Source organism: Lonsdalea quercina subsp. quercina (genome assembly GCF_000688655.1).
Taxonomy (GTDB): Bacteria; Pseudomonadota; Gammaproteobacteria; order Enterobacterales; family Enterobacteriaceae; genus Lonsdalea; species Lonsdalea quercina.
The window spans coordinates 12,563-32,337 of record NZ_JIBO01000018.1; the positions used below are offsets into that span (position 1 = coordinate 12,563).

At 49.6% G+C, this 19,775-nt stretch carries 31 protein-coding genes, 4 tRNA genes, 2 rRNA genes and 1 pseudogene; 2 read left to right on the top strand and 36 right to left on the bottom strand.

All coding sequences use genetic code 11. The features are described from left to right. Position 1 precedes the first annotated feature (1 nt). The 32 genes and pseudogenes from rpsK to RZ35_RS15780 all read right to left on the bottom strand — a co-directional run bounded on the left by rpsK (position 2) and on the right by RZ35_RS15780 (position 14,599). Positions 2-391, bottom strand: a complete 390-nt coding sequence (rpsK, locus tag RZ35_RS15630; RefSeq protein ID WP_002438687.1) for a 30S ribosomal protein S11 — start codon at positions 389-391, stop codon at positions 2-4. Between the two features lie 16 nt (positions 392-407). Then, a complete protein-coding gene (gene rpsM, locus RZ35_RS15635) occupies positions 408-764 on the bottom strand; it encodes a 30S ribosomal protein S13 (RefSeq protein ID WP_026741357.1) in 357 nt (118 codons plus the stop codon). A 147-nt stretch (positions 765-911) separates the two neighbouring features. Then, positions 912-1,028: a 50S ribosomal protein L36 gene (gene rpmJ / locus RZ35_RS15640; protein WP_002227352.1), complete on the bottom strand. Its 117-nt coding sequence runs from the start codon at positions 1,026-1,028 to the stop codon at positions 912-914. Positions 1,029-1,062: 34 nt separating this feature from the next. Continuing rightward, entirely contained in the window at positions 1,063-2,394 is a 1,332-nt protein-coding gene (gene secY, locus RZ35_RS15645) for a preprotein translocase subunit SecY (protein ID WP_026744174.1), read from the bottom strand. A 7-nt stretch (positions 2,395-2,401) separates the two neighbouring features. Then, positions 2,402-2,836: a 50S ribosomal protein L15 gene (gene rplO, locus RZ35_RS15650; protein WP_026741355.1), complete on the bottom strand. Its 435-nt coding sequence runs from the start codon at positions 2,834-2,836 to the stop codon at positions 2,402-2,404. A 3-nt stretch (positions 2,837-2,839) separates the two neighbouring features. Further along, positions 2,840-3,019 (bottom strand): 50S ribosomal protein L30, encoded by a 180-nt coding sequence (gene rpmD / locus RZ35_RS15655; protein ID WP_004846568.1) that lies wholly within the window; start codon positions 3,017-3,019, stop codon positions 2,840-2,842. 6 nt (positions 3,020-3,025) lie between these two features. Continuing rightward, positions 3,026-3,526 (bottom strand): 30S ribosomal protein S5, encoded by a 501-nt coding sequence (rpsE, locus tag RZ35_RS15660; RefSeq protein WP_026741354.1) that lies wholly within the window; start codon positions 3,524-3,526, stop codon positions 3,026-3,028. Between the two features lie 14 nt (positions 3,527-3,540). Then, on the bottom strand, positions 3,541-3,894 hold the full coding sequence (gene rplR / locus RZ35_RS15665) for a 50S ribosomal protein L18 (protein WP_026741353.1): 354 nt from the start codon (positions 3,892-3,894) through the stop codon (positions 3,541-3,543). A gap of 9 nt (positions 3,895-3,903) precedes the next feature. Next, a complete protein-coding gene (gene rplF, locus RZ35_RS15670) occupies positions 3,904-4,437 on the bottom strand; it encodes a 50S ribosomal protein L6 (protein ID WP_026741352.1) in 534 nt (177 codons plus the stop codon). Between the two features lie 13 nt (positions 4,438-4,450). Next, positions 4,451-4,843 (bottom strand): 30S ribosomal protein S8, encoded by a 393-nt coding sequence (rpsH, locus tag RZ35_RS15675; protein WP_026741351.1) that lies wholly within the window; start codon positions 4,841-4,843, stop codon positions 4,451-4,453. A gap of 33 nt (positions 4,844-4,876) precedes the next feature. Then, positions 4,877-5,182, bottom strand: coding sequence for a 30S ribosomal protein S14 (rpsN, locus tag RZ35_RS15680; RefSeq protein WP_026741350.1), 306 nt, complete (start codon positions 5,180-5,182; stop codon positions 4,877-4,879). A 13-nt stretch (positions 5,183-5,195) separates the two neighbouring features. After that, positions 5,196-5,735, bottom strand: coding sequence for a 50S ribosomal protein L5 (rplE, locus tag RZ35_RS15685; RefSeq protein ID WP_026741349.1), 540 nt, complete (start codon positions 5,733-5,735; stop codon positions 5,196-5,198). A gap of 14 nt (positions 5,736-5,749) precedes the next feature. Beyond that, positions 5,750-6,064 carry a 50S ribosomal protein L24 gene (gene rplX, locus RZ35_RS15690; protein ID WP_026741348.1) on the bottom strand — a complete coding sequence of 105 codons (315 nt, stop codon included), beginning with the start codon at positions 6,062-6,064 and terminating at the stop codon, positions 5,750-5,752. Positions 6,065-6,075: 11 nt separating this feature from the next. Continuing rightward, the gene (gene rplN, locus RZ35_RS15695) at positions 6,076-6,447 is read right to left on the bottom strand and encodes a 50S ribosomal protein L14 (protein ID WP_026741347.1); all 372 of its coding nucleotides are present in this window, start codon (positions 6,445-6,447) and stop codon (positions 6,076-6,078) included. A 169-nt stretch (positions 6,448-6,616) separates the two neighbouring features. Beyond that, a complete protein-coding gene (gene rpsQ, locus RZ35_RS15700) occupies positions 6,617-6,871 on the bottom strand; it encodes a 30S ribosomal protein S17 (RefSeq protein WP_012768107.1) in 255 nt (84 codons plus the stop codon). A 1-nt stretch (position 6,872) separates the two neighbouring features. Beyond that, on the bottom strand, positions 6,873-7,064 hold the full coding sequence (gene rpmC, locus RZ35_RS15705; RefSeq protein ID WP_026741346.1) for a 50S ribosomal protein L29: 192 nt from the start codon (positions 7,062-7,064) through the stop codon (positions 6,873-6,875). After that, entirely contained in the window at positions 7,064-7,474 is a 411-nt protein-coding gene (gene rplP / locus RZ35_RS15710; protein WP_026741345.1) for a 50S ribosomal protein L16, read from the bottom strand. Before rplP ends, rpmC begins: the two co-directional genes overlap by 1 nt. A 12-nt stretch (positions 7,475-7,486) precedes the next feature. Continuing rightward, positions 7,487-8,188: a 30S ribosomal protein S3 gene (gene rpsC, locus RZ35_RS15715; protein WP_026741344.1), complete on the bottom strand. Its 702-nt coding sequence runs from the start codon at positions 8,186-8,188 to the stop codon at positions 7,487-7,489. 17 nt (positions 8,189-8,205) lie between these two features. Beyond that, positions 8,206-8,538 (bottom strand): 50S ribosomal protein L22, encoded by a 333-nt coding sequence (gene rplV / locus RZ35_RS15720; RefSeq protein WP_026741343.1) that lies wholly within the window; start codon positions 8,536-8,538, stop codon positions 8,206-8,208. 14 nt (positions 8,539-8,552) lie between these two features. Continuing rightward, a complete protein-coding gene (gene rpsS, locus RZ35_RS15725; RefSeq protein WP_021013347.1) occupies positions 8,553-8,831 on the bottom strand; it encodes a 30S ribosomal protein S19 in 279 nt (92 codons plus the stop codon). 16 nt (positions 8,832-8,847) lie between these two features. After that, positions 8,848-9,669: a 50S ribosomal protein L2 gene (gene rplB, locus RZ35_RS15730; protein ID WP_026744175.1), complete on the bottom strand. Its 822-nt coding sequence runs from the start codon at positions 9,667-9,669 to the stop codon at positions 8,848-8,850. 19 nt (positions 9,670-9,688) lie between these two features. Next, complete coding sequence (rplW, locus tag RZ35_RS15735; protein WP_026741341.1) at positions 9,689-9,991, bottom strand: 50S ribosomal protein L23; 303 nt, start codon at positions 9,989-9,991, stop codon at positions 9,689-9,691. Continuing rightward, entirely contained in the window at positions 9,988-10,593 is a 606-nt protein-coding gene (rplD, locus tag RZ35_RS15740; RefSeq protein WP_026744176.1) for a 50S ribosomal protein L4, read from the bottom strand. Before rplD ends, rplW begins: the two co-directional genes overlap by 4 nt. A 10-nt stretch (positions 10,594-10,603) precedes the next feature. Then, on the bottom strand, positions 10,604-11,233 hold the full coding sequence (gene rplC, locus RZ35_RS15745) for a 50S ribosomal protein L3 (protein WP_026741339.1): 630 nt from the start codon (positions 11,231-11,233) through the stop codon (positions 10,604-10,606). A 32-nt stretch (positions 11,234-11,265) separates the two neighbouring features. Then, a complete protein-coding gene (rpsJ, locus tag RZ35_RS15750; protein ID WP_001181005.1) occupies positions 11,266-11,577 on the bottom strand; it encodes a 30S ribosomal protein S10 in 312 nt (103 codons plus the stop codon). A 302-nt stretch (positions 11,578-11,879) separates the two neighbouring features. After that, positions 11,880-12,344: pseudogene (bfr, locus tag RZ35_RS15755) on the bottom strand (bacterioferritin). Positions 12,345-12,419: 75 nt separating this feature from the next. Next, positions 12,420-12,602, bottom strand: coding sequence for a bacterioferritin-associated ferredoxin (bfd, locus tag RZ35_RS17525; RefSeq protein WP_071999813.1), 183 nt, complete (start codon positions 12,600-12,602; stop codon positions 12,420-12,422). A gap of 140 nt (positions 12,603-12,742) precedes the next feature. Further along, positions 12,743-13,927, bottom strand: a complete 1,185-nt coding sequence (tuf, locus tag RZ35_RS15760) for an elongation factor Tu (protein WP_026744177.1) — start codon at positions 13,925-13,927, stop codon at positions 12,743-12,745. A 104-nt stretch (positions 13,928-14,031) separates the two neighbouring features. Next, positions 14,032-14,107, bottom strand: a tRNA-Thr gene (locus RZ35_RS15765). Between the two features lie 10 nt (positions 14,108-14,117). After that, positions 14,118-14,192, bottom strand: a tRNA-Gly gene (locus RZ35_RS15770). A 231-nt stretch (positions 14,193-14,423) separates the two neighbouring features. Further along, a tRNA-Tyr gene (locus RZ35_RS15775) sits at positions 14,424-14,508 on the bottom strand. Between the two features lie 15 nt (positions 14,509-14,523). Next, positions 14,524-14,599: transfer RNA gene (locus tag RZ35_RS15780), tRNA-Thr, on the bottom strand. 352 nt (positions 14,600-14,951) lie between these two features. Here RZ35_RS15780 and RZ35_RS15785 point away from each other — a divergent pair. Then, positions 14,952-15,476 (top strand): GNAT family N-acetyltransferase, encoded by a 525-nt coding sequence (locus RZ35_RS15785; protein ID WP_026744178.1) that lies wholly within the window; start codon positions 14,952-14,954, stop codon positions 15,474-15,476. Between the two features lie 213 nt (positions 15,477-15,689). Beyond that, a complete protein-coding gene (coaA, locus tag RZ35_RS15790) occupies positions 15,690-16,640 on the top strand; it encodes a type I pantothenate kinase (protein ID WP_026744179.1) in 951 nt (316 codons plus the stop codon). Positions 16,641-16,671: 31 nt separating this feature from the next. Here the strand turns inward: coaA and birA are convergent, their stop codons facing one another. The 4 genes from birA to RZ35_RS15810 form a co-directional block, all read right to left on the bottom strand. Beyond that, positions 16,672-17,634 (bottom strand): bifunctional biotin--[acetyl-CoA-carboxylase] ligase/biotin operon repressor BirA, encoded by a 963-nt coding sequence (gene birA, locus RZ35_RS15795; RefSeq protein ID WP_026744180.1) that lies wholly within the window; start codon positions 17,632-17,634, stop codon positions 16,672-16,674. Beyond that, on the bottom strand, positions 17,631-18,665 hold the full coding sequence (gene murB / locus RZ35_RS15800) for a UDP-N-acetylmuramate dehydrogenase (protein ID WP_026744181.1): 1,035 nt from the start codon (positions 18,663-18,665) through the stop codon (positions 17,631-17,633). The genes birA and murB overlap by 4 nt, the downstream gene beginning before the upstream one ends. A gap of 777 nt (positions 18,666-19,442) precedes the next feature. Continuing rightward, positions 19,443-19,558: ribosomal RNA gene (gene rrf / locus RZ35_RS15805) — 5S ribosomal RNA — on the bottom strand. Positions 19,559-19,664: 106 nt separating this feature from the next. Then, positions 19,665-19,775: ribosomal RNA gene (locus RZ35_RS15810) — 23S ribosomal RNA — on the bottom strand; the annotation flags it as partial.

Genomic DNA, 19,775 nt, shown 5'->3' on the forward strand with positions numbered 1-19,775 from the left:
GTTATACGCGGCGCTTTTTCGGCGGACGACAACCGTTATGAGGGATCGGAGTCACATCAGTAATATTAGTGATGCGGAAACCAGCCGCGTTCAATGCGCGGATAGTAGACTCACGGCCCGGACCAGGTCCTTTAACCATAACTTCCAGATTCTTGATACCGTACTCTTTCACAGCTTCAGCGCAGCGCTCTGCTGCCACCTGAGCGGCGAATGGCGTAGATTTACGAGAACCACGGAAACCGGAACCACCGGCAGTTGCCCAACCCAGCGCATTACCCTGACGATCGGTAATAGTTACGATGGTGTTGTTGAAAGAAGCATGGACATGAGCCACACCGTCAGAGACTTGCTTTCTTACACGCTTACGTGCACGAATAGGTGCCTTTGCCATTATTCAATCACCCCGATTATTTCTTGATCGGTTTGCGCGGACCCTTACGGGTACGGGCGTTGGTCTTGGTACGCTGACCGCGAACCGGCAGACCACGACGATGACGCAAACCACGATAAGTACCAAGGTCCATAAGACGCTTGATGCTCAGGGTGACTTCACGACGCAGGTCACCTTCAACAACAAACTTGGCAACTTCGTCACGTAGCTTTTCGATTTGCTCTTCAGACAGCTCACTGATCTTAACATTTTCAGCAATACCCGTAGCCGCGCAGATAGCCTGCGAGCGGGTTTTGCCAACACCGTAGATCGCCGTTAATGCGATAACAGTATGTTTATGATCAGGAATGTTAATGCCTGCTATACGGGCCACTATGCACTCCTACAATTTCATACAGCAACACCATTCTGAAAAGCCCGTTTTCAGGATACTCAAATAATGTTGCAGTTACATACAAAAGATTGGCTGGNTAATCTAGCCAGCTCAACCCAACTTTGCAAGAAAAATATGTGAGATAAATCAGCCTTGACGCTGTTTATGCTTCGGCTCGGCGCTGCAAATCACACGTACGACACCGTTACGTTTAACGATCTTGCAGTTACGACATAATTTCTTGACGGAAGCACGAACTTTCATTTTTACTCTCCGTAACTTCTCAAGCTTGCCTTGATTAGCGGTTATAGCCTTTCAGGTTTGCTTTCTTCAATGCAGACTCATATTGACTCGACATCAACAGAGTTTGCACTTGAGCCATAAAGTCCATGATCACGACAACAACAATTAACAGGGACGTACCACCAAAGTAGAACGGCACTTTCATTGCATCACGCATGAACTCCGGGATAAGGCAGATAAAAGTAATATACATCGCACCAACCAAAGTCAGGCGGGTCATCACTTTATCAATATATTTCGCCGTTTGCTCTCCCGGCCGAATTCCTGGCACGAATGCACCGGACTTCTTCAGGTTATCTGCTGTTTCACGCGGGNTGAAAACCAACGCAGTATAAAAGAAACAGAAGAAGATGATTGCAGACGCATAGAGTAGCACATAAAGCGGTTGTCCAGGCTGCAGATACATCGAAATCGTCGTTAGCCAGTTCCAACCGGTACCGCCCCCAAACCAAGATGCAATCGTAGCTGGGAACAGAATGATACTGGAAGCGAAGATTGCTGGGATAACCCCTGCCATATTCACTTTCAGCGGCAAATGCGTACTCTGTGCTGCATAAACACGACGGCCTTGCTGGCGTTTTGCATAGTTAACGACGATTCGACGTTGACCACGTTCAACGAATACAACAAAGAACGTCACTGCAAACACTAAAACTGCAACCAACAGCAACAGGAGGAAGTGCAGGTCGCCTTGCCGAGCTTGCTCGATAGTATGCGCGATAGCAGGAGGAAGCCCTGCGACGATACCAGCGAAGATTATGATTGAAATACCGTTTCCGATACCACGCTCAGTAATCTGTTCACCAAGCCACATCAGGAACATCGTCCCGGTAACTAAGCTGACAACAGCCGTAAAATAGAAAGCGAAGCCTGGATTAATGACCAGTCCTTGCATTCCAGGCATATTCGGCAAACCGGTAGCAATACCGATAGACTGAAAAATACCTAGCACCAGCGTACCATAACGGGTGTACTGGCTGATTTTACGTCGCCCAGCCTCCCCTTCTTTCTTTATTTCCGCTAACGCAGGATGAACCACCGTCAGCAACTGGATAATAATGGATGCCGAAATATACGGCATAATACCCAGCGCAAAGATCGAAGCGCGACTGAGGGCACCACCAGAGAACATGTTAAACATTTCAATGATGGTGCCACGCTGTTGCTCGAGCAATTTGGCAAGCACAGTGGCATCAATACCAGGAATGGGAATGAAAGAGCCAATACGGAAAACAATCAACGCACCGATTACAAACAACAGTCTGCGTTTCAGCTCGCCAACCCCGCCTTTAGCACTTTGAAAATCTAATCCTGGTTGCTTAGCCATCTGCTACTTATTCCTCAATTTTACCGCCAGCAGCTTCGATAGCAGCACGAGCACCTTTAGTGACACGCAGACCACGAATCGTTACTGGGCGTGCAACTTCACCAGACAGAATCACTTTCGCAAACTCGATCTGGATGCCAATGACATTTGCGGCTTTCAGCGTATTCAGATCGACAACATCGCCTTCAACGCGAGCCAGGTCAGAGAGACGAATCTCAGCTGTTACCATGGCCTTACGAGAAGTGAAGCCGAATTTCGGCAGACGACGGTACAGAGGCATCTGACCACCTTCAAAACCACGACGTACGCCACCGCCAGAACGAGACTTCTGACCTTTGTGACCACGGCCGCCGGTTTTGCCCAGGCCAGAACCGATACCACGACCTAAACGCTTCGGTGCATGTTTAGCACCTTCGGCCGGAGACAGAGTATTTAAACGCATCTGTTACTCCTCCACTTTAACCATGTAGGAAACCGCGTTGACCATACCGCGTACAGCAGGCGTATCTTCACGCTCAACGGTGTGGCCAATACGACGCAGACCCAGGCCAAGCAGTGTTGCCTTATGTTTCGGCAGACGACCGATTGCACTACGGGTTTGAGTAATCTTAATAGTCTTTGCCATGGTTAATTACCCCAGAATTTCTTCAACGGATTTACCACGCTTGGCAGCGACCATATCCGGGGACTTCATATTAGCCAAGCCATCGATAGTTGCACGAACCACATTGATCGGGTTGGTGGAACCATAGGCTTTAGCCAATACGTTATGAACCCCTGCGACTTCCAGCACGGCGCGCATTGCACCACCGGCAATGATACCGGTACCTTCGGAAGCTGGCTGCATGAACACGCGAGACCCTGTGTGCGCACCTTTAACAGGGTGCTGCAGAGTGCCGTTGTTCAGCGCGACATTCATCATATTGCGACGGGCTTTTTCCATCGCTTTCTGGATTGCTGCCGGAACTTCACGCGCTTTACCGTAACCAAAACCTACGCGACCGTTACCATCACCAACTACAGTCAGAGCTGTGAAGGAGAAAATACGACCGCCTTTGACAGTTTTGGATACGCGATTTACCGCGATCAGCTTTTCCTGCAGTTCGCCAGCTTGTTTCTCGATGTGAGCCATCTTACACCTCTACCTTAGAACTGAAGGCCAGCTTCACGGGCAGCATCTGCCAGTGCCTGGACACGACCATGATATTGGAACCCGGAACGGTCAAAAGAGACATCTTTGATGCCTTTTTCAAGAGCGCGCTCAGCGATGGTTTTACCCACAGCAGCGGCAGCATCTTTGTTACCGGTGGACTTCAGTTGTTCAGCGATAGCTTTTTCTACAGTAGAAGCGGCTACCAGGACTTCAGAACCGTTCGGTGCGATGACCTGCGCATAGATATGACGCGGGGTACGATGTACCACCAGACGTGTCGCACCCAGTTCCTGGAGCTTGCGACGTGCGCGGGTCGCACGACGGATACGAGCTGATTTCTTATCCATAGTGTTACCTTACTTCTTCTTAGCCTCTTTGGTACGCACGACTTCGTCGGCGTAACGGACACCCTTGCCTTTATAAGGCTCAGGACGACGGTAAGCGCGCAGTTCTGCAGCAACCTGACCGATCAACTGCTTATCAGCGCCTTTCAGCACGATTTCAGTCTGAGTCGGACATTCGGCATTGATGCCTGCAGGCAGTTCGTGATCAACAGGGTGAGAAAAGCCCAGGGCCATATTCACCACATTGCCTTTCACGGCGGCACGATAACCTACACCTACCAGCTGCAGCTTCTTAGAGAAGCCTTCGGTAACACCGATAACCATGTTGTTTAACAGTGCACGAGTGGTCCCAGCCTGGGCCCAGCCGTTTGCAACACCTTCGCGCGGGGCGAAAGTCAGTGCATTGTCAGCCTGCTTAACTTCTACGGCGTCATGGATCTTACGACTCAGCTCGCCGTTTTTACCCTTAATCGAAATATCCTGACCGTTGAGTTTAACCTCTACGCCGGCAGGAATGACGACGGGTGCTTTTGCAACACGAGACATTCTTTCCTCCCGATTAAGCTACGTAGCAGATAATCTCGCCACCAAGACCAGCCTGGCGAGCTGCACGATCAGTCATAACACCTTTAGAGGTAGAAACAACTGCGATACCTAAACCAGCCATCACTTTTGGCAGCTCATCTTTACGTTTATAGATGCGCAGACCTGGACGGCTGACACGCTGAATGCTCTCTACCACTGCTTTGCCCTGGAAATATTTCAGTTCCAGTTCAAGAGCAGGCTTGGTGTCGCCTTCGATTTTGAAATCTTCGATATAACCTTCTTCCTTCAGCACGTTGGCAATTGCCACTTTCAGCTTGGAGGAAGGCATGGTGACCGCAACTTTGTTCGCGGCTTGACCGTTACGGATACGGGTCAGCATATCCGCGATCGGATCTTGCATGCTCATCTGTCTTTACTCCCGTGATTCAATTGGTGACAATTACCAGCTAGCCTTTTTCAGACCCGGAATTTCACCGCGCATGGCGGCTTCACGGACCTTGATACGGCTCAACCCGAACTTCCGCAGGAAAGCGTGCGGACGACCAGTCTGGCGGCAGCGGTTACGCTGACGAGACGGGCTGGAATCACGCGGCAGAGTCTGCAGCTTCAGAACAGCGTTCCAACGATCTTCGTCGGAAGCATTCACGTCAGAGATGATAGCTTTCAGTTCAACACGTTTTGCGAAGAATTTGTCAGCTAGTTTCACGCGTTTGACTTCGCGTGCTTTCATGGATTGCTTAGCCATTAGTAACCCTACCTTACTTGCGGAACGGGAAGTTAAAGGCAGCCAGCAGAGCACGGCCTTCATCATCGGTTTTCGCAGTAGTGGTAATGGTAATATCCAAACCACGAACGCGATCGACTTTGTCATAGTCGATTTCCGGGAAGATGATCTGCTCACGCACACCCATGCTGTAGTTACCACGGCCATCGAATGACTTTGCGGACAGGCCACGGAAGTCACGAATACGCGGTACAGCAATGGTGATCAGACGCTCAAGAAACTCCCACATGCGCTCGCCACGCAGAGTTACTTTACAGCCGATCGGATAGCCCTGACGGATTTTGAAGCCTGCAACTGATTTGCGTGCTTTGGTGATCAGCGGTTTTTGACCGGAGATCGCTGTCAGGTCTGCTGCTGCATTATCCAGCAGTTTCTTGTCAGCGATCGCTTCACCAACACCCATGTTCAGGGTGATCTTCTCGACCCGAGGGACTTGCATGACAGAATTGTAGTTAAACTCAGTCATGAGTTTTTTAACTACTTCGTCTTTGTAGTAATCATGCAGTTTCGCCATCGTACTACTCCAAATTACTTGATAGTTTCGCTGTTAGATTTAAAGAAACGGACTTTTTTTCCGTCTTCAAATCTAAAGCCTACACGGTCAGCCTTACCAGTAGCCGCATTGAAGATCGCAACGTTGGAAACCTGAATTGCAGCTTCTTTTTCAACGATGCCACCCGGTTGGTTCAGGGCCGGAACCGGCTTCTGATGTTTTTTAACCAGGTTGATACCTTCAACAACAATCTTGCTGGAAGACAGAACATTTTTTACTTTACCGCGCTTACCTTTATCTTTGCCGGTTAGCACGATAACTTCGTCATCGCGACGGATTTTCGCTGCCATGGTTTCGCTCCTTACAGTACTTCTGGTGCCAGAGAGATAATTTTCATGAACTTTTCAGAACGCAGTTCACGAGTCACCGGCCCAAAAATACGCGTACCGATGGGCTGTTCGCTGTTATTGTTCAAAATAACGCAAGCATTTCCATCAAAGCGAACGACAGAACCGTCAGGGCGACGAACACCCTTCTTGGTGCGCACCACTACCGCCTTCAGCACATCGCCTTTCTTCACCTTACCACGAGGAATTGCTTCCTTGATGGTGATCTTGATGATGTCGCCGACGCCTGCGTAGCGACGGTGCGAGCCACCTAGAACCTTGATACACATTACGCGACGCGCGCCGGAGTTGTCGGCCACGTTCAGCATAGTCTGTTCTTGGATCATGTTAGTGCTCCGCTAATGTCAACTACTACTTTATAGGACCCAGAATAGGCCGTTAAAAAAGCCCCAAAATGAGGGCGCAGCATTATAACACTGCTTCCTGACTATGGGTAGAAAAAATAAACGGCTCAAAGATTTGAGCCGTTTATCGTTTTAGAGAACGCTCACTCTATTACAGAATCGCTTTCTCTACAACGCGAACCAACGTCCAAGATTTGGTTTTGGACAGCGGGCGGCATTCGCGGATTTCCACCACGTCGCCGATTCCACATTCGTTGTTCTCGTCATGTACATGCAGCTTAGTCGTACGTTTGATGAACTTCCCGTAGATCGGGTGCTTCACGAAACGTTCGATAGCAACAACAGCAGATTTCTGCATTTTGTCACTAACAACACGACCCTGCAGAGTACGGATTTTATCGGTCATTTTACGCACCCGCCTTCTCAGTCAGTAAAGTCTTAACGCGTGCGACATTACGACGCACTTGCTTTAACAGGTGAGTTTGTTGCAGCTGACCACTGGCCGCCTGCATACGCAGATTGAATTGTTCGCGCAGCAGTTCAAGCAGTTCAGTATTCAGCTCTTCAACGCTCTTTTCACGCAGCTCTTTTGCTTTCATTACATCACCGTCTTAGTTACAAAGGTGGTTTTGATCGGCAGTTTCGCTGCTGCCAGTTGGAATGCCTCACGGGCTAACTCTTCCGGCACACCGTCCATTTCGTACAGGACTTTACCTGGCTGAATCAAGGCAACCCAATACTCAACGTTACCTTTACCTTTACCCATACGCACTTCAAGCGGTTTCTCGGTGATCGGTTTGTCCGGGAATACCCGGATCCAGATCTTACCTTGACGCTTTACAGCACGAGTCATGGCACGACGCGCGGCTTCGATTTGACGAGCGGTCAGGCGACCACGGCCAACAGCTTTCAGACCGAAAGTGCCGAAGCTCACATCCGTACCGGCAGCCAGACCACGGTTGCGGCCCTTATGCACCTTACGGAATTTTGTACGCTTTGGTTGTAACATCAGCGACTCTCCTTACTTGCGGCCTTTACGCTGCTGCTTTTTAGGTTGAGCAGACGGTTTTTCTGCTTGCTCAACGGCAGCCATACCACCCAGGATCTCACCTTTGAAGATCCACACTTTCACACCGATGACACCGTAAGTGGTGTGCGCTTCGGAGGTGTTGTAGTCGATATCCGCACGCAGTGTGTGCAACGGAACACGACCTTCGCGGTACCATTCGGTACGTGCGATTTCAGCGCCGCCAAGACGGCCGCTTACTTCAACTTTGATCCCTTTAGCGCCCAGACGCATGGCATTCTGTACGGCACGCTTCATAGCACGGCGGAACATAACACGACGTTCCAGCTGAGAAGTGATGCTGTCAGCAACCAGTTTTGCGTCCAGTTCAGGCTTACGAACTTCAGCGATGTTGATCTGCGCAGGAACGCCAGCGATTTCCGCGACGACTTTACGCAGTTTTTCTACGTCTTCACCTTTCTTACCGATAACGATGCCAGGACGGGCAGTGTGAATAGTCACACGAATGCTCTTAGCCGGACGTTCGATAACGATGCGGGAAACGGAGGCTTTCTCCAGTTCCTTAGTCAGGTATTTGCGAACTTTAAAATCGCTGTCCAGGTTGTCAGCGAATTCTTTGGTATTTGCGTACCAGGTAGAGTTCCAAGGTTTGACAATACCCAGTCGAATACCATTAGGATGTACTTTCTGACCCATTGCTAGTCTCCAGAGTCTCAGCGATCGGACACAACCACAGTGATGTGGCTGGTACGCTTCAGGATGCGATCCGCACGACCTTTGGCACGCGGCATAATGCGCTTCATGCTTGGGCCTTCGTCAACGAAGATTTTCGCAACTTTCAGATCGTCAATGTCAGCGCCATCGTTGTGTTCTGCGTTAGCAATAGCAGACTCCAGGACTTTTTTAACCAGACCAGCAGCTTTCTTGTTGGTGTAGGTCAGAATTTCCAGAGCTTGCGACACTTTCTTACCGCGAATCAGGTCCGCCACCAGGCGTACCTTTTGAGCAGAAGAACGAGCGTGGCGATGTTTAGCGATAGTTTCCATCTCTTCCTCCTACCTTAGCGCTTTTTAGCCTTTTTATCGGCCGCGTGGCCGCGATAAGTACGGGTCGGTGCGAACTCACCCAGCTTGTGACCGACCATCTCATCAGAGATGAATACCGGAACGTGCTGACGACCATTATGGACAGCGATGGTCAAACCGATCATGTTTGGAAAGATCGTTGAACGACGGGACCAAGTGCGCAAAGGCTTCTTGTCTCCGCTTTCCACCGCTTTCTCTACCTTCTTCAGCAAGTGCAGGTCTATAAATGGACCTTTCTTGAGAGAACGTGGCATGGTTTATCCTCTAAAATTATTTGCTACGGCGACGTACGATAAATTTATCAGTACGCTTGTTGCTGCGGGTCTTCTTACCTTTGGTCTGGATGCCCCACGGGGATACCGGGTGCTTACCAAAGTTACGACCTTCACCACCACCGTGCGGGTGGTCGACCGGGTTCATTGCCGTACCGCGAACGGTAGGACGAACACCACGCCAGCGAGCAGCACCAGCTTTACCCAGAACGCGCAGCATGTGCTCAGCGTTACCGACTTCACCCAGTGTTGCGCGGCAGTCAGCTTCAACTTTACGCATTTCACCAGAGCGCAGACGCAGGGNGACGTAAGAACCGTCGCGGGCAACGATCTGAACGTAGGCACCGGCTGAGCGAGCCAGCTGGCCGCCTTTACCTGGTTTCATTTCTACGTTATGAACCGTTGAACCAACCGGGATGTTACGCATAGGCAGGGTGTTACCCGGCTTGATTGCAGCATCAACACCAGACTGAATCTGATCACCGGCTTTCAGGCCTTTAGGTGCCAGGATGTAACGGCGTTCGCCATCTTTGTACAGAACCAGCGCGATGTTCGCGGAACGGTTCGGATCGTACTCCAGACGCTCAACTACAGCAGGGATACCATCTTTGTTACGTTTGAAGTCAACAATACGGTACTGCTGTTTGTGACCACCACCGATATGACGGGTAGTGATGCGGCCATTGTTGTTACGGCCACCGCTTTTGCTGTTTTTTTCCAGCAACGGGGCATACGGCTTGCCCTTGTGCAGCTCAGGGTTAACCACTTTAACAACGTGGCGACGACCCGGAGATGTCGGTTTACATTTAACAATTGCCATTGTTCTTTACTCCTCCGACTTACTCTGCGCCGCCGATGAAGTCCAGATTCTGGCCTTCTTTCAGGGTGACGTAAGCTTTTTTCCAGTCGCTACGACGACCGATACGCTGTCCATGACGTTTCACTTTCCCTTTAACGACCAGGGTGCGAACTTCATTGACTTCGACTTCAAACAGTTTCTGCACTGCTGCTTTGATTTCTGCTTTGGTCGCGTCTTTTGCAACTTTGAGAACGATGGTATTGGTTTTTTCCATCGCAGTAGACGCTTTTTCAGAAACGTGCGGCGCGCGCAGTACTTTCAGCAGACGTTCTTCACGAATCATGCCAGCATCTCCTCAACTTGCTTAACAGCGTCAGCAGTCATGACCACTTTGTCGAAGGCGATCAGGCTAACTGGGTCGATACCTGCTACATCACGTACGTCAACCTTGTACAGGTTACGTGCGGCCAGGAACAGATTCTCATCCAGTTCACCGGTGATGATCAGCACGTCTTCCAGTGCCAGCTCTTTCAGTTTCTGAGCCAACAGCTTGGNTTTCGGTGCTTCAACAGAGAACTTCTCGACAACGATCAGACGATCTTGACGTACCAGTTCGGACAGAATGCTTTTCAGCGCGCCGCGGTACATCTTTTTGTTAACTTTCTGACTGTGGTCCTGAGGCTTGGCAGCAAAGGTCACGCCACCGGAACGCCAGATCGGGCTCTTTACAGAACCTGCACGAGCGCGGCCAGTACCTTTCTGACGCCAAGGTTTTTTACCGGAACCAGTTACTTCAGCACGGGTCTTCTGAGCACGAGTACCTTGACGGGCACCTGCTGCATAAGCAACAACAACCTGGTGTACCAGCGCTTCGTTGAAATCACGACCGAAGGTAGTTTCGGAAACAGTCAGCGCGCTTTGCGCGTCTTTCAATACTAATTCCATTGCTATCCCCTTACGCCTTCACAGCTGGTTTAACGATCAGGTCGCTACCGGTCGCACCGGGAACTGCACCTTTAACCAGCAGCAGGTTGCGCTCAGCGTCAACACGTACTACGTCCAAGCTCTGAACGGTCACGCGTTCATTACCCATCTGGCCAGCCATTTTCTTGCCTTTGAACACTTTGCCCGGAGTCTGGTTCTGACCGATAGAACCCGGAACGCGGTGAGACAAGGAGTTACCGTGGGTAGCATCCTGAGTACGGAAGTTCCAGCGCTTAACAGTACCGGCGAAACCTTTACCTTTGGATGTACCAGTCACGTCAACTTTTTTCACGTCAGCGAAAATTTCAACGCTGATGTTCTGACCAATGGTGAATTCTTCACCTTCAGCCAGGCGGAATTCGCGCAGAGTACGACCTGCTTCAACGCCCGCTTTAGCGAAGTGACCTGCTTCAGGTTTAGTGACACGGCTAGCTTTTTTAGCACCGGTAGTCACCTGGACAGCAGAATAACCGTCGTTTTCCAGGTTTTTGACCTGAGTTACGCGGTTTGCTTCAATTTCAATTACGGTTACAGGGATAGAAACGCCTTCTTCAGTGAAGATGCGGGTCATACCCACTTTTTTACCGACTAAACCAATCATTGTTTCAACCTCTCAATCGCTCAATGACCTGATTAACCCAGGCTGATCTGCACGTCTACACCGGCAGCCAGATCCAGACGCATCAGAGCATCAACGGTTTTCTCGGTTGGCTCAACGATGTCAACCAGACGCTTGTGAGTGCGAATTTCATACTGATCGCGCGCATCTTTATTGACGTGCGGGGAGATCAGAACGGTGAAGCGCTCTTTGCGGGTCGGCAGCGGGATCGGACCACGGACTTGAGCGCCAGTGCGCTTAGCGGTCTCGACGATTTCCGCGGTTGATTGATCGATCAGACGATGATCAAACGCTTTCAGGCGGATACGGATTCTTTGGTTCTGCATGAGACCAGAGCTCCAATTATTTATAAACGTAAATAATTACTCCTCACACCCATTTCGATTGATGGGGGAGTGTAATCGTTCAGTACATAACTCCCCTATTGGGAGTATTGTTTGACGGGCCTTTAACACCCGTCTCCAAATTCATAAAGAATCNGGCTTACCATTTCAGGTAAGCCCGCGCATTATACGTAAATCTGTCTAGGAAGCAACCCGGGAGGGAAATGATTTCTTATTGACCGACCCTGTCCTGCGTTAACCTCGAGGGCAATTTTAGGTCGACATCGTGCTTAGTCTCAGCGTCTTTAAGCTGGGGTCTGGAGATAGTTGATTCCTAGCTGGCCATTTAAATCCAGCTCAGTCTCTAACCAATCGATGTGTTCTTCTCCATCAGAAAGAATAGCAATCATTAAGTCTCGACTGACATAATCGCGAACCGAGTCGGCATAGTTGATTGACTCTCGTAGATCACACGCACTATCCAACTCGAGATTCAGGTCTGAGCATAGTACGCTCCTTCACATCTTCACCGATGTTGAGCTTACCCACATCTTGCAGATTAGATATCCCCTCAAGAAAAAGGATACGTTCAATATAGCGTTCCGCGTGTTTCATTTCGTCTATCGACTCATGATATTCGTGATCATTAAGACGGGTGAATCCCCAATTATTAAACATCCGGGCGAGTAAGTCATACTAATTGATAGCAATGAGCTCTCATTACCTGGCAGCTTGTTTAGATGCGTAACGACATTTTTATCCCCTTTCATGACATGACTCCTTCGCTCCAGTTCTCAAAAGTGTAGAACCCGTCGTTACAGAGTAAAAATATATATCCATGAAAACTATTTCACTTTATATAGTTCAGGAGGTTTTTCTTTCTTTTCTAGGAAAATCGCACGGGCGTGCTGTAAGCATTTACCGCAGTCAGTTCCAATAGGAATCAGTTGCTTTAAATGCTGAAGGGAGTGTGGTTGATGCTGATGAATTACGTAGCGGATCGCTTTATCAGTAATGGCATGACACAAACAAACATTCTTGGTGACTCATTTTTAACCAGACAACCAAACTCTAATTGCGCGTGTTTATTATTTCAATTCTCATTTCTTCTTTCGGCAATAAAAAAAGGCACCGAAGTGCCTTTTTATACAGTTTAAATTATCAGCAATTAAGCGATAACTTTAGCAACCACGCCGGCGCCTACGGTACGACCACCTTCACGGATAGCGAAACGCAGACCATCGTCCATTGCGATCGGAGCAATCAGGTTGACAACCATCTTGATGTTGTCGCCCGGCATGACCATTTCCACGCCTTCCGGCAGTTCGATGGTGCCCGTTACGTCAGTTGTACGGAAGTAGAACTGCGGACGGTAGCCTTTGAAGAACGGAGTATGACGGCCGCCTTCGTCTTTGCTCAGAATATAAACTTCTGATTCGAACTGGGTGTGCGGCTTGATTGAACCCGGTTTAGCCAGTACCTGACCACGTTCAACTTCGTCACGCTTAGTACCACGCAGCAGAACACCAACGTTCTCACCCGCACGGCCTTCGTCCAGCAGTTTGCGGAACATTTCAACGCCGGTACAAGTCGTTTTAGTCGTGTCTTTGATACCCACGATTTCAACTTCTTCACCCACTTTGATGATGCCGCGCTCTACACGACCGGTCACTACAGTACCACGGCCGGAGATAGAGAATACGTCTTCGATCGGCAGCAGGAACGGCTTGTCGATAGCACGTTCTGGTTCCGGAATGTAACTGTCCAGTGCTTCGGCCAGTTCTACAATCTTCGCTTCCCNCTCAGCTTCGCCTTCCAGCGCTTTCAGAGCAGAACCACGGATTACCGGAGTATCGTCGCCCGGGAAGTCGTACTGAGACAGCAGCTCGCGAACTTCCATTTCAACCAGTTCCAGCAGCTCTTCGTCATCAACCATGTCGCATTTGTTCAGGAACACGATGATGAACGGAACGCCTACCTGACGACCCAGCAGGATGTGCTCACGAGTCTGCGGCATCGGGCCGTCAGTCGCTGCAACGACCAGGATCGCGCCGTCCATCTGGGCAGCACCGGTGATCATGTTTTTCACGTAGTCGGCATGCCCTGGGCAGTCAACGTGCGCGTAGTGGCGAGTCGGGGTATCGTATTCAACGTGAGACGTGTTGATGGTGATACCACGTGCTTTTTCTTCCGGCGCGTTGTCGATCTGGTCGAATGCGCGAGCAGCACCACCGTAGACTTTCGCCAGTACGGAAGTGATAGCAGCGGTCAGCGTTGTTTTACCATGGTCAACGTGGCCGATAGTACCGACGTTAACGTGCGGTTTAGTACGTTCAAATTTTTCTTTAGACATCGATTGTCCCTCTAAGACACGGATAAATCGGTGATATCACCACATCAACCAAGCAATTACTTGCTGAGCTTAACAAAAGGAAATCAGGAGGAATATAAAAGGAGTGGTGCTGATAGGCAGATTCGAACTGCCGACCTCACCCTTACCAAGGGTGCGCTCTACCAACTGAGCTATATCAGCACATCTAATATGGAGCGGGCAGTGGGAATCGAACCCACATCATCAGCTTGGAAGGCTGAGGTAATAGCCATTATACGATGCCCGCATCCTGGAACTCGGCTACCTGATTTCTTTGTAGAGTCAAAACCCCGGCACATATTACATTCATGCCGTGATTTTTTCGATCCGATTATTGGAACACCAGATCGTGTTAATCCCGTTGCCAGGATTGAATTGATGGTGGGAGAGGAAATAATTGCCACGCAACTCCTCACCTTCATCGACATGATACCTGTTGCTTTATCACATCGATTCAGCCATTTTTCATGGCTTGAATTGGTGGTGGGGGAAGGATTCGAACCTTCGAAGTCTGTGACGGCAGATTTACAGTCTGCTCCCTTTGGCCGCTCGGGAACCCCACCTGGTTGTGTACTTGATGGTGCCGGCTGCCGGAGTCGAACTGGCGACCTACTGATTACAAGTCAGTTGCTCTACCAACTGAGCTAAGCCGGCATCAAGTGCTGCGCATTCTAGGTAGAGTGGCCGGTCTATGCAACAAAAAAATTGCTTAAAATGCACTGTCGCTTAGATTTTGCACATTTCTGGACATTGTTTTGCATAAACGTTAGAAATTCGTGCAAATATGCACCACACCTGCGGCATCAACTGCATTCTTCATAAGGTCTAATCGAGCCCTCTTCTCTCCATTTCGTCATAATTCATGCTCTCCAATGACGGGCAGGCTAGCCACTATCGCTATATCGCCCGCATAAAACCCGGTAGCTTGTGTTGAAAGTGGTATATTTTTTGCTCGTTGATAGTCAAGAGGCCATCCGCCAGTGCTTGATTTTGCAGGAGAGACTTTATGAAAACTGTCTTGATCTCCACCGACACATTTCCTTTATATCGTCATGCGTTGGCGGGATTACTGATTGATGCCGTTGATAATGGCTGCTCAATCGGATATCGAATGCCCTTGTCCTATGAACATGCCGAAAGTTATTTCGATAGTCTGAAGCCTTCTATTGCGCAAGGAGAACGCCGACTTTGGGTCGCGCTTTATGAGGGTAAGGTGGTAGGAACCGTGCAACTGGAACTTTGCCAGAAATCGAATGGGCAAAATCGTGCGGAAATTCAGAAATTGCTCGTTCACAGCCAGTATCAACAAAAGAGAATAGGACATCATCTTTTGCACGAACTTGAAACAGCAGCGTTTAGCCTGCAGCGCGGCCTGCTTTATCTTGATACAGAAGCAGGCTCCACGGCGGAACTATTTTACCAGTCGCAGGGCTATACCTATCTGGGGGAAATCCCCGATTACGCATGCTCCCCCGAAGGGATTTATCACCCTACAGCGATTTACTACAAACGTCTTTTTATCGTGAAGTGATACTGGTGGGTTATCGCTCACTGAAATAAACCCGATGCCTTTATAAGGCATCGCGTTGCGTTGGATTTCTTCTTCTTTTCTTTACCCGCATGGTGGTAATCTGCCCGTCATCATTTAATTTTCCCCAATAAAAGGTGGGTAGTCTTTTTATCTGACGGTTTTAAGACCGACATGGCACCTTTTAACGCTGTACTGGCATATAGAAACGTATTTATGAGAGATAGCGAGCAATCCTTGGCCACACCATATCTGCAATTTGATCGTCAGCAGTGGGCGACGTTGCGGGATTCGGTCCCGTTAACGCTGACAGAGAAAGAAATATTAAAACTCAAAGGCATCAATGAGGATCTATCCCTGGATGAAGTTGCAGAAATTTATCTGCCACTATCCCGTTTATTGAACTTTTATATCAGCTCTAATTTGCGACGCCAGGCAGTTTTGGAGCAGTTTTTAGGCACTGACGGACAAAAAATTCCCTACATTATTGGAGTGGCTGGCAGTGTGGCTGTCGGGAAAAGTACGACTGCGCGCGTATTGCAAGCCTTGCTCAGTCGTTGGCCGGAACACCGTACAGTTGAATTGATCACCACCGATGGCTTCTTGCATCCTAATAAGGTTTTGAAAGAAAGAAACCTGATGAAGAAAAAAGGGTTTCCGCAGTCGTACGATATGCACAGCCTGGTGAAATTCGTTTCTGAAGTGAAGTCGGGGGCTCCTAGAGTCGTCGCACCGACCTACTCCCATCTGACCTACGATATCGTCCCTGGCCGGCACCAGATCATCGAACAGCCCGATATTCTTATATTGGAAGGGTTGAATGTTTTACAAAGCGGCATGGACTATCCTCATGATCCACATCGAGTCTTCGTATCCGACTTTGTGGATTTTTCCATCTATGTCGACGCGCCGGAAGATTTGCTGAAAAGCTGGTACATCAATCGCTTCTTGAAATTCAGACAGGGCGCATTTGCCAACCCGGACTCCTATTTCCATAACTATGCAAAAATTACGGAAAAAGAAGCAGTGGAATTCGCGTCGCAGGTATGGAATGAAATCAACGGGTTAAACCTGAAGAAAAATATTCTTCCGACGCGTGAAAGAGCCAGCTTAATTATGACGAAAAGCGCCAATCATGCAGTCGAGCGCGTAACGCTGCGTAAATAAGGTCGTAAGGGGATATCACATCCCCTTATTATTATGATGCTCCACGCAACGAGATTTCCCCTCCGATATAGGGTATCAAGACGCCGTTTTGCTCCAATAACAAAGCCCCTTGATTATCAATTCCTTTATCAACGCCTACGATCTCTTTATCGCCCATCAACAGTTTTNCCGGCCGATTATAAAAATTATCCAGGGCCTTCCAGCGGGGAATGAAAGGAGCCAGACCATGCTGTTCGAAAGATATCAACGCCGCTCGTAACTCTGTTATCAAGCGAGCCGCCAACATGTTGCGATCGATAGTTATTCCCGCTTCCTGCAGATTAATCCAGCCTTGATTGATTATTTCAGCTCCCGGCTCCCGCATACGCAGATTGACTCCGGCGCCGATAACAAGGTGAGCCGCATCCCCAGTTCTGCCGTTTAGCTCAACCAGGATTCCAGCCAACTTGCGATCGTTTAAATAAAGATCGTTGGGCCACTTAACCCGCACGCCTCTCGCGCCCAGGTCATGCAGCACCTCAGCCATGATGATACCAATGACCAGACTCACCCCAATCGCGGCCGCAGGCCCTTGTTCCAAACGCCAGTAGAGCGATAAGTAGAGATTAGCGCCAAAGGGAGAGAACCATCTCCGCCCTCTTCGCCCCCGTCCTGCCTGCTGATACTCAGAGATGCAAACATCCCCCGATGAAACCTTATCGAGGCGGTCCAGCAGATACTGGTTGGTGGAGTCAATGACGGGCAACACATCAATATTTCCACCGCTGGTGAGCGTCCGGATTTTTTCAGCATCCAGCAGCTCTATGGGGGCAGGTAATGCGTAGCCTTTTCCGGTTACGGTATAAACATCAAGGCCCCATTCACGAATCGTGTGTATGTGTTTGTTGATTGCGGAGCGGCTCATACCCAGGCGCTCGCCAAGCACTTCACCCGAATAGAATTCACCGTCGGATAAAATAGAGATCAACTTGAGGGGAACTGTATTATCTCTCATGCCAACACCTCGACTGCGTTAACTTCGCCCTGACACGCGATAAATCGCACTTCAGGCTCCAACCNAATGCCAAATTTATCGGCCACCTGATTGCGCACGTAGCGCGCCAAGCCGACAACGTCTTTGCTGGTCGCATTTCCGACGTTGATAAGAACCAAAGCTTGATTCGCATGTACCGCAGCATCCCCAATCCGGTAGCCCTTAAGCTCACATTGGTCGATTAACCACCCGGCGGCGAATTTCACCTCGTCATTAGTCTGAAGATAATGCGGCGCGAGGGGAAAACGACGTAATAGCTCGTTCGCTTGAGCGGCAGGAAGTACTGGATTCTTGAAAAAACTTCCAGCGTTCCCATTCACAGCAGGGTCGGGCAGCTTGCTTTTGCGCATAGCGCACACTTGATCGAAAACCTGCTGTGGCGTCACAGTCTGAGGATTGAGTCGCGTCAGATCTCCATAGTTCAGCACCGGTTGCCAGGTTTTGGGCAAGGTTAATCCGACCGCCGTAATCGCATAGCCATCACGGTATTCATGTTTAAAGATGCTTTCACGGTAGGCAAACCGGCAGTCGTCCTGTGCCAACCGCGTTAGTTCGGCGGTACGAAGGTTCAAGACATCGACGTAGGCACACACGTCTTTCAACTCAACACCGTACGCTCCGATATTTTGGATGGGGGCCGAGCCGACACAACCAGGGATTAATGCAAGATTTTCTAATCCGGGAATGTGATGATGTAAGGTGAATTCAATCAGGTCATGCCAGACTTCGCCAGCACCGACATGAAGATGCCAACATGTGTCCGTCTCCTTAATCTCAATTCCTTTCAGACGATTCAATACAACACAACCAGCAAAATCTTCGAGGAAAAGGACATTGCTTCCACCGCCTAGAATTAGCACTGACTGTTCCGAAATGGTCGCTTTTTTCCAGGCGTAAAGAAGATCTTCGGCTGATTTGGCTGTGATCACATCTTTGGCTGAAACAGGCAGGGAGAATGAGTTATAGGGCTGTAATGCGGCGGCNCTCGTCATAGTCGTCTTCATGCTCGATATATTTAATCGCTATAGTTTACTCGATTCAGAAACATTATTGAGCAGTGATTTCTGAAGTGTGCCTTGCTGTATTTCTAAGTTCTCGTTGACCCTAACCCTGACGCCAGTTTGCCTACCGCTTAAGCTAAGACCTGCGCTGAGTGTTAGATCCAATTAACATGTCCTTATCCAGAGCACGCAAAGCAGACGCTGTTGGGGGTTCAGTTGGATTGGGATACATTCATTCAAGTTTGTGAGCCAGAGGCAATTCACCCTGGTTAGCACCAACGGCTTCATATTGAGGCGACTAACATCCTGGCAAAACCATGTTGGTACCACATCACCTCGGCATCCCTGCGTTAACGGCAGACCTAGCCAATATGCTGCCGTCTCCCTGAGGAAAATACACCGACGCGACGATGCGCCGAGTTGTAGCATGATCAAGGGCAGAAGAGGCGGATTTTCGCAGGCAAAGAGGCCGCGGTTCGTCAGGGCTAATGATATACCGAAGTCAATCCGTACCGCATCAGTTCTGGTTAAGAAGGTCGGTGCTAGTGCAAGATCAGGGGCAGACTTAGGCAACGAGAATGGGAATGGACGATAAACGCTCATCGCGACGGCTGTTGTGAGGGGCCGGGACATGCCAGGGTGACCGCCGGCTTGCCCAAACAGTCGGCGGGCTGGCGTGACGGTCTGACCGCGGGGTGGTCGCTTTTTTTCTTTTTCGCCCCAACGCAAAAACCCCCAGCTTGCGCTGAGGGTTTCTACTGATTTGATGCCTGGCAGTTCCCTACTCTCACATGGGGAGACCCCACACTACCATCGGCGCTACGGCGTTTCACTGCTGAGTTCGGCATGGGGTCAGGTGGGACCACCGCGCTATCGCCGCCAGGCAAATTCTGTTTCATTCCAGCCGTTACACTCTCTTCCCGTGCAACCACCAGAACCAATCTTTGAACAAGCTGAATCTCGTCTCTCTAAAAACACCTTCGGTGTTGTAAGGTTAAGCCTCTCGGGTCATTAGTACTGGTTAGCTCAACGTATCGCTACGCTTACACATCCAGCCTATCTACGTCGTCGTCTTCAACGGCCCTTCAGGGGACTTAAAGG

What these genes read in the sequence shown, in the direction of transcription:
- rpsK (WP_002438687.1), bottom strand. Translation starts at nt 391, where the DNA reads ATGGCAAAGGCACCTATTCGTGCACGTAAGCGTGTAAGAAAGCAAGTC.
- rpmJ (WP_002227352.1), bottom strand. Translation starts at nt 1,028, where the DNA reads ATGAAAGTTCGTGCTTCCGTCAAGAAATTATGTCGTAACTGCAAGATC.
- rplO (WP_026741355.1), bottom strand. Translation starts at nt 2,836, where the DNA reads ATGCGTTTAAATACTCTGTCTCCGGCCGAAGGTGCTAAACATGCACCG.
- rpmD (WP_004846568.1), bottom strand. Translation starts at nt 3,019, where the DNA reads ATGGCAAAGACTATTAAGATTACTCAAACCCGTAGTGCAATCGGTCGT.
- rpsE (WP_026741354.1), bottom strand. Translation starts at nt 3,526, where the DNA reads ATGGCTCACATCGAGAAACAAGCTGGCGAACTGCAGGAAAAGCTGATC.
- rplR (WP_026741353.1), bottom strand. Translation starts at nt 3,894, where the DNA reads ATGGATAAGAAATCAGCTCGTATCCGTCGTGCGACCCGCGCACGTCGC.
- rplF (WP_026741352.1), bottom strand. Translation starts at nt 4,437, where the DNA reads ATGTCTCGTGTTGCAAAAGCACCCGTCGTCATTCCTGCCGGCGTAGAG.
- rpsH (WP_026741351.1), bottom strand. Translation starts at nt 4,843, where the DNA reads ATGAGCATGCAAGATCCGATCGCGGATATGCTGACCCGTATCCGTAAC.
- rpsN (WP_026741350.1), bottom strand. Translation starts at nt 5,182, where the DNA reads ATGGCTAAGCAATCCATGAAAGCACGCGAAGTCAAACGCGTGAAACTA.
- rplE (WP_026741349.1), bottom strand. Translation starts at nt 5,735, where the DNA reads ATGGCGAAACTGCATGATTACTACAAAGACGAAGTAGTTAAAAAACTC.
- rplX (WP_026741348.1), bottom strand. Translation starts at nt 6,064, where the DNA reads ATGGCAGCGAAAATCCGTCGCGATGACGAAGTTATCGTGCTAACCGGC.
- rplN (WP_026741347.1), bottom strand. Translation starts at nt 6,447, where the DNA reads ATGATCCAAGAACAGACTATGCTGAACGTGGCCGACAACTCCGGCGCG.
- rpsQ (WP_012768107.1), bottom strand. Translation starts at nt 6,871, where the DNA reads ATGACCGATAAAATCCGTACTCTGCAGGGTCGTGTTGTTAGTGACAAA.
- rpmC (WP_026741346.1), bottom strand. Translation starts at nt 7,064, where the DNA reads ATGAAAGCAAAAGAGCTGCGTGAAAAGAGCGTTGAAGAGCTGAATACT.
- rplP (WP_026741345.1), bottom strand. Translation starts at nt 7,474, where the DNA reads ATGTTACAACCAAAGCGTACAAAATTCCGTAAGGTGCATAAGGGCCGC.
- rpsC (WP_026741344.1), bottom strand. Translation starts at nt 8,188, where the DNA reads ATGGGTCAGAAAGTACATCCTAATGGTATTCGACTGGGTATTGTCAAA.
- rplV (WP_026741343.1), bottom strand. Translation starts at nt 8,538, where the DNA reads ATGGAAACTATCGCTAAACATCGCCACGCTCGTTCTTCTGCTCAAAAG.
- rpsS (WP_021013347.1), bottom strand. Translation starts at nt 8,831, where the DNA reads ATGCCACGTTCTCTCAAGAAAGGTCCATTTATAGACCTGCACTTGCTG.
- rplW (WP_026741341.1), bottom strand. Translation starts at nt 9,991, where the DNA reads ATGATTCGTGAAGAACGTCTGCTGAAAGTACTGCGCGCGCCGCACGTT.
- rplC (WP_026741339.1), bottom strand. Translation starts at nt 11,233, where the DNA reads ATGATTGGTTTAGTCGGTAAAAAAGTGGGTATGACCCGCATCTTCACT.
- rpsJ (WP_001181005.1), bottom strand. Translation starts at nt 11,577, where the DNA reads ATGCAGAACCAAAGAATCCGTATCCGCCTGAAAGCGTTTGATCATCGT.
- RZ35_RS15785 (WP_026744178.1), top strand. Translation starts at nt 14,952, where the DNA reads ATGAAAACTGTCTTGATCTCCACCGACACATTTCCTTTATATCGTCAT.
- coaA (WP_026744179.1), top strand. Translation starts at nt 15,690, where the DNA reads ATGAGAGATAGCGAGCAATCCTTGGCCACACCATATCTGCAATTTGAT.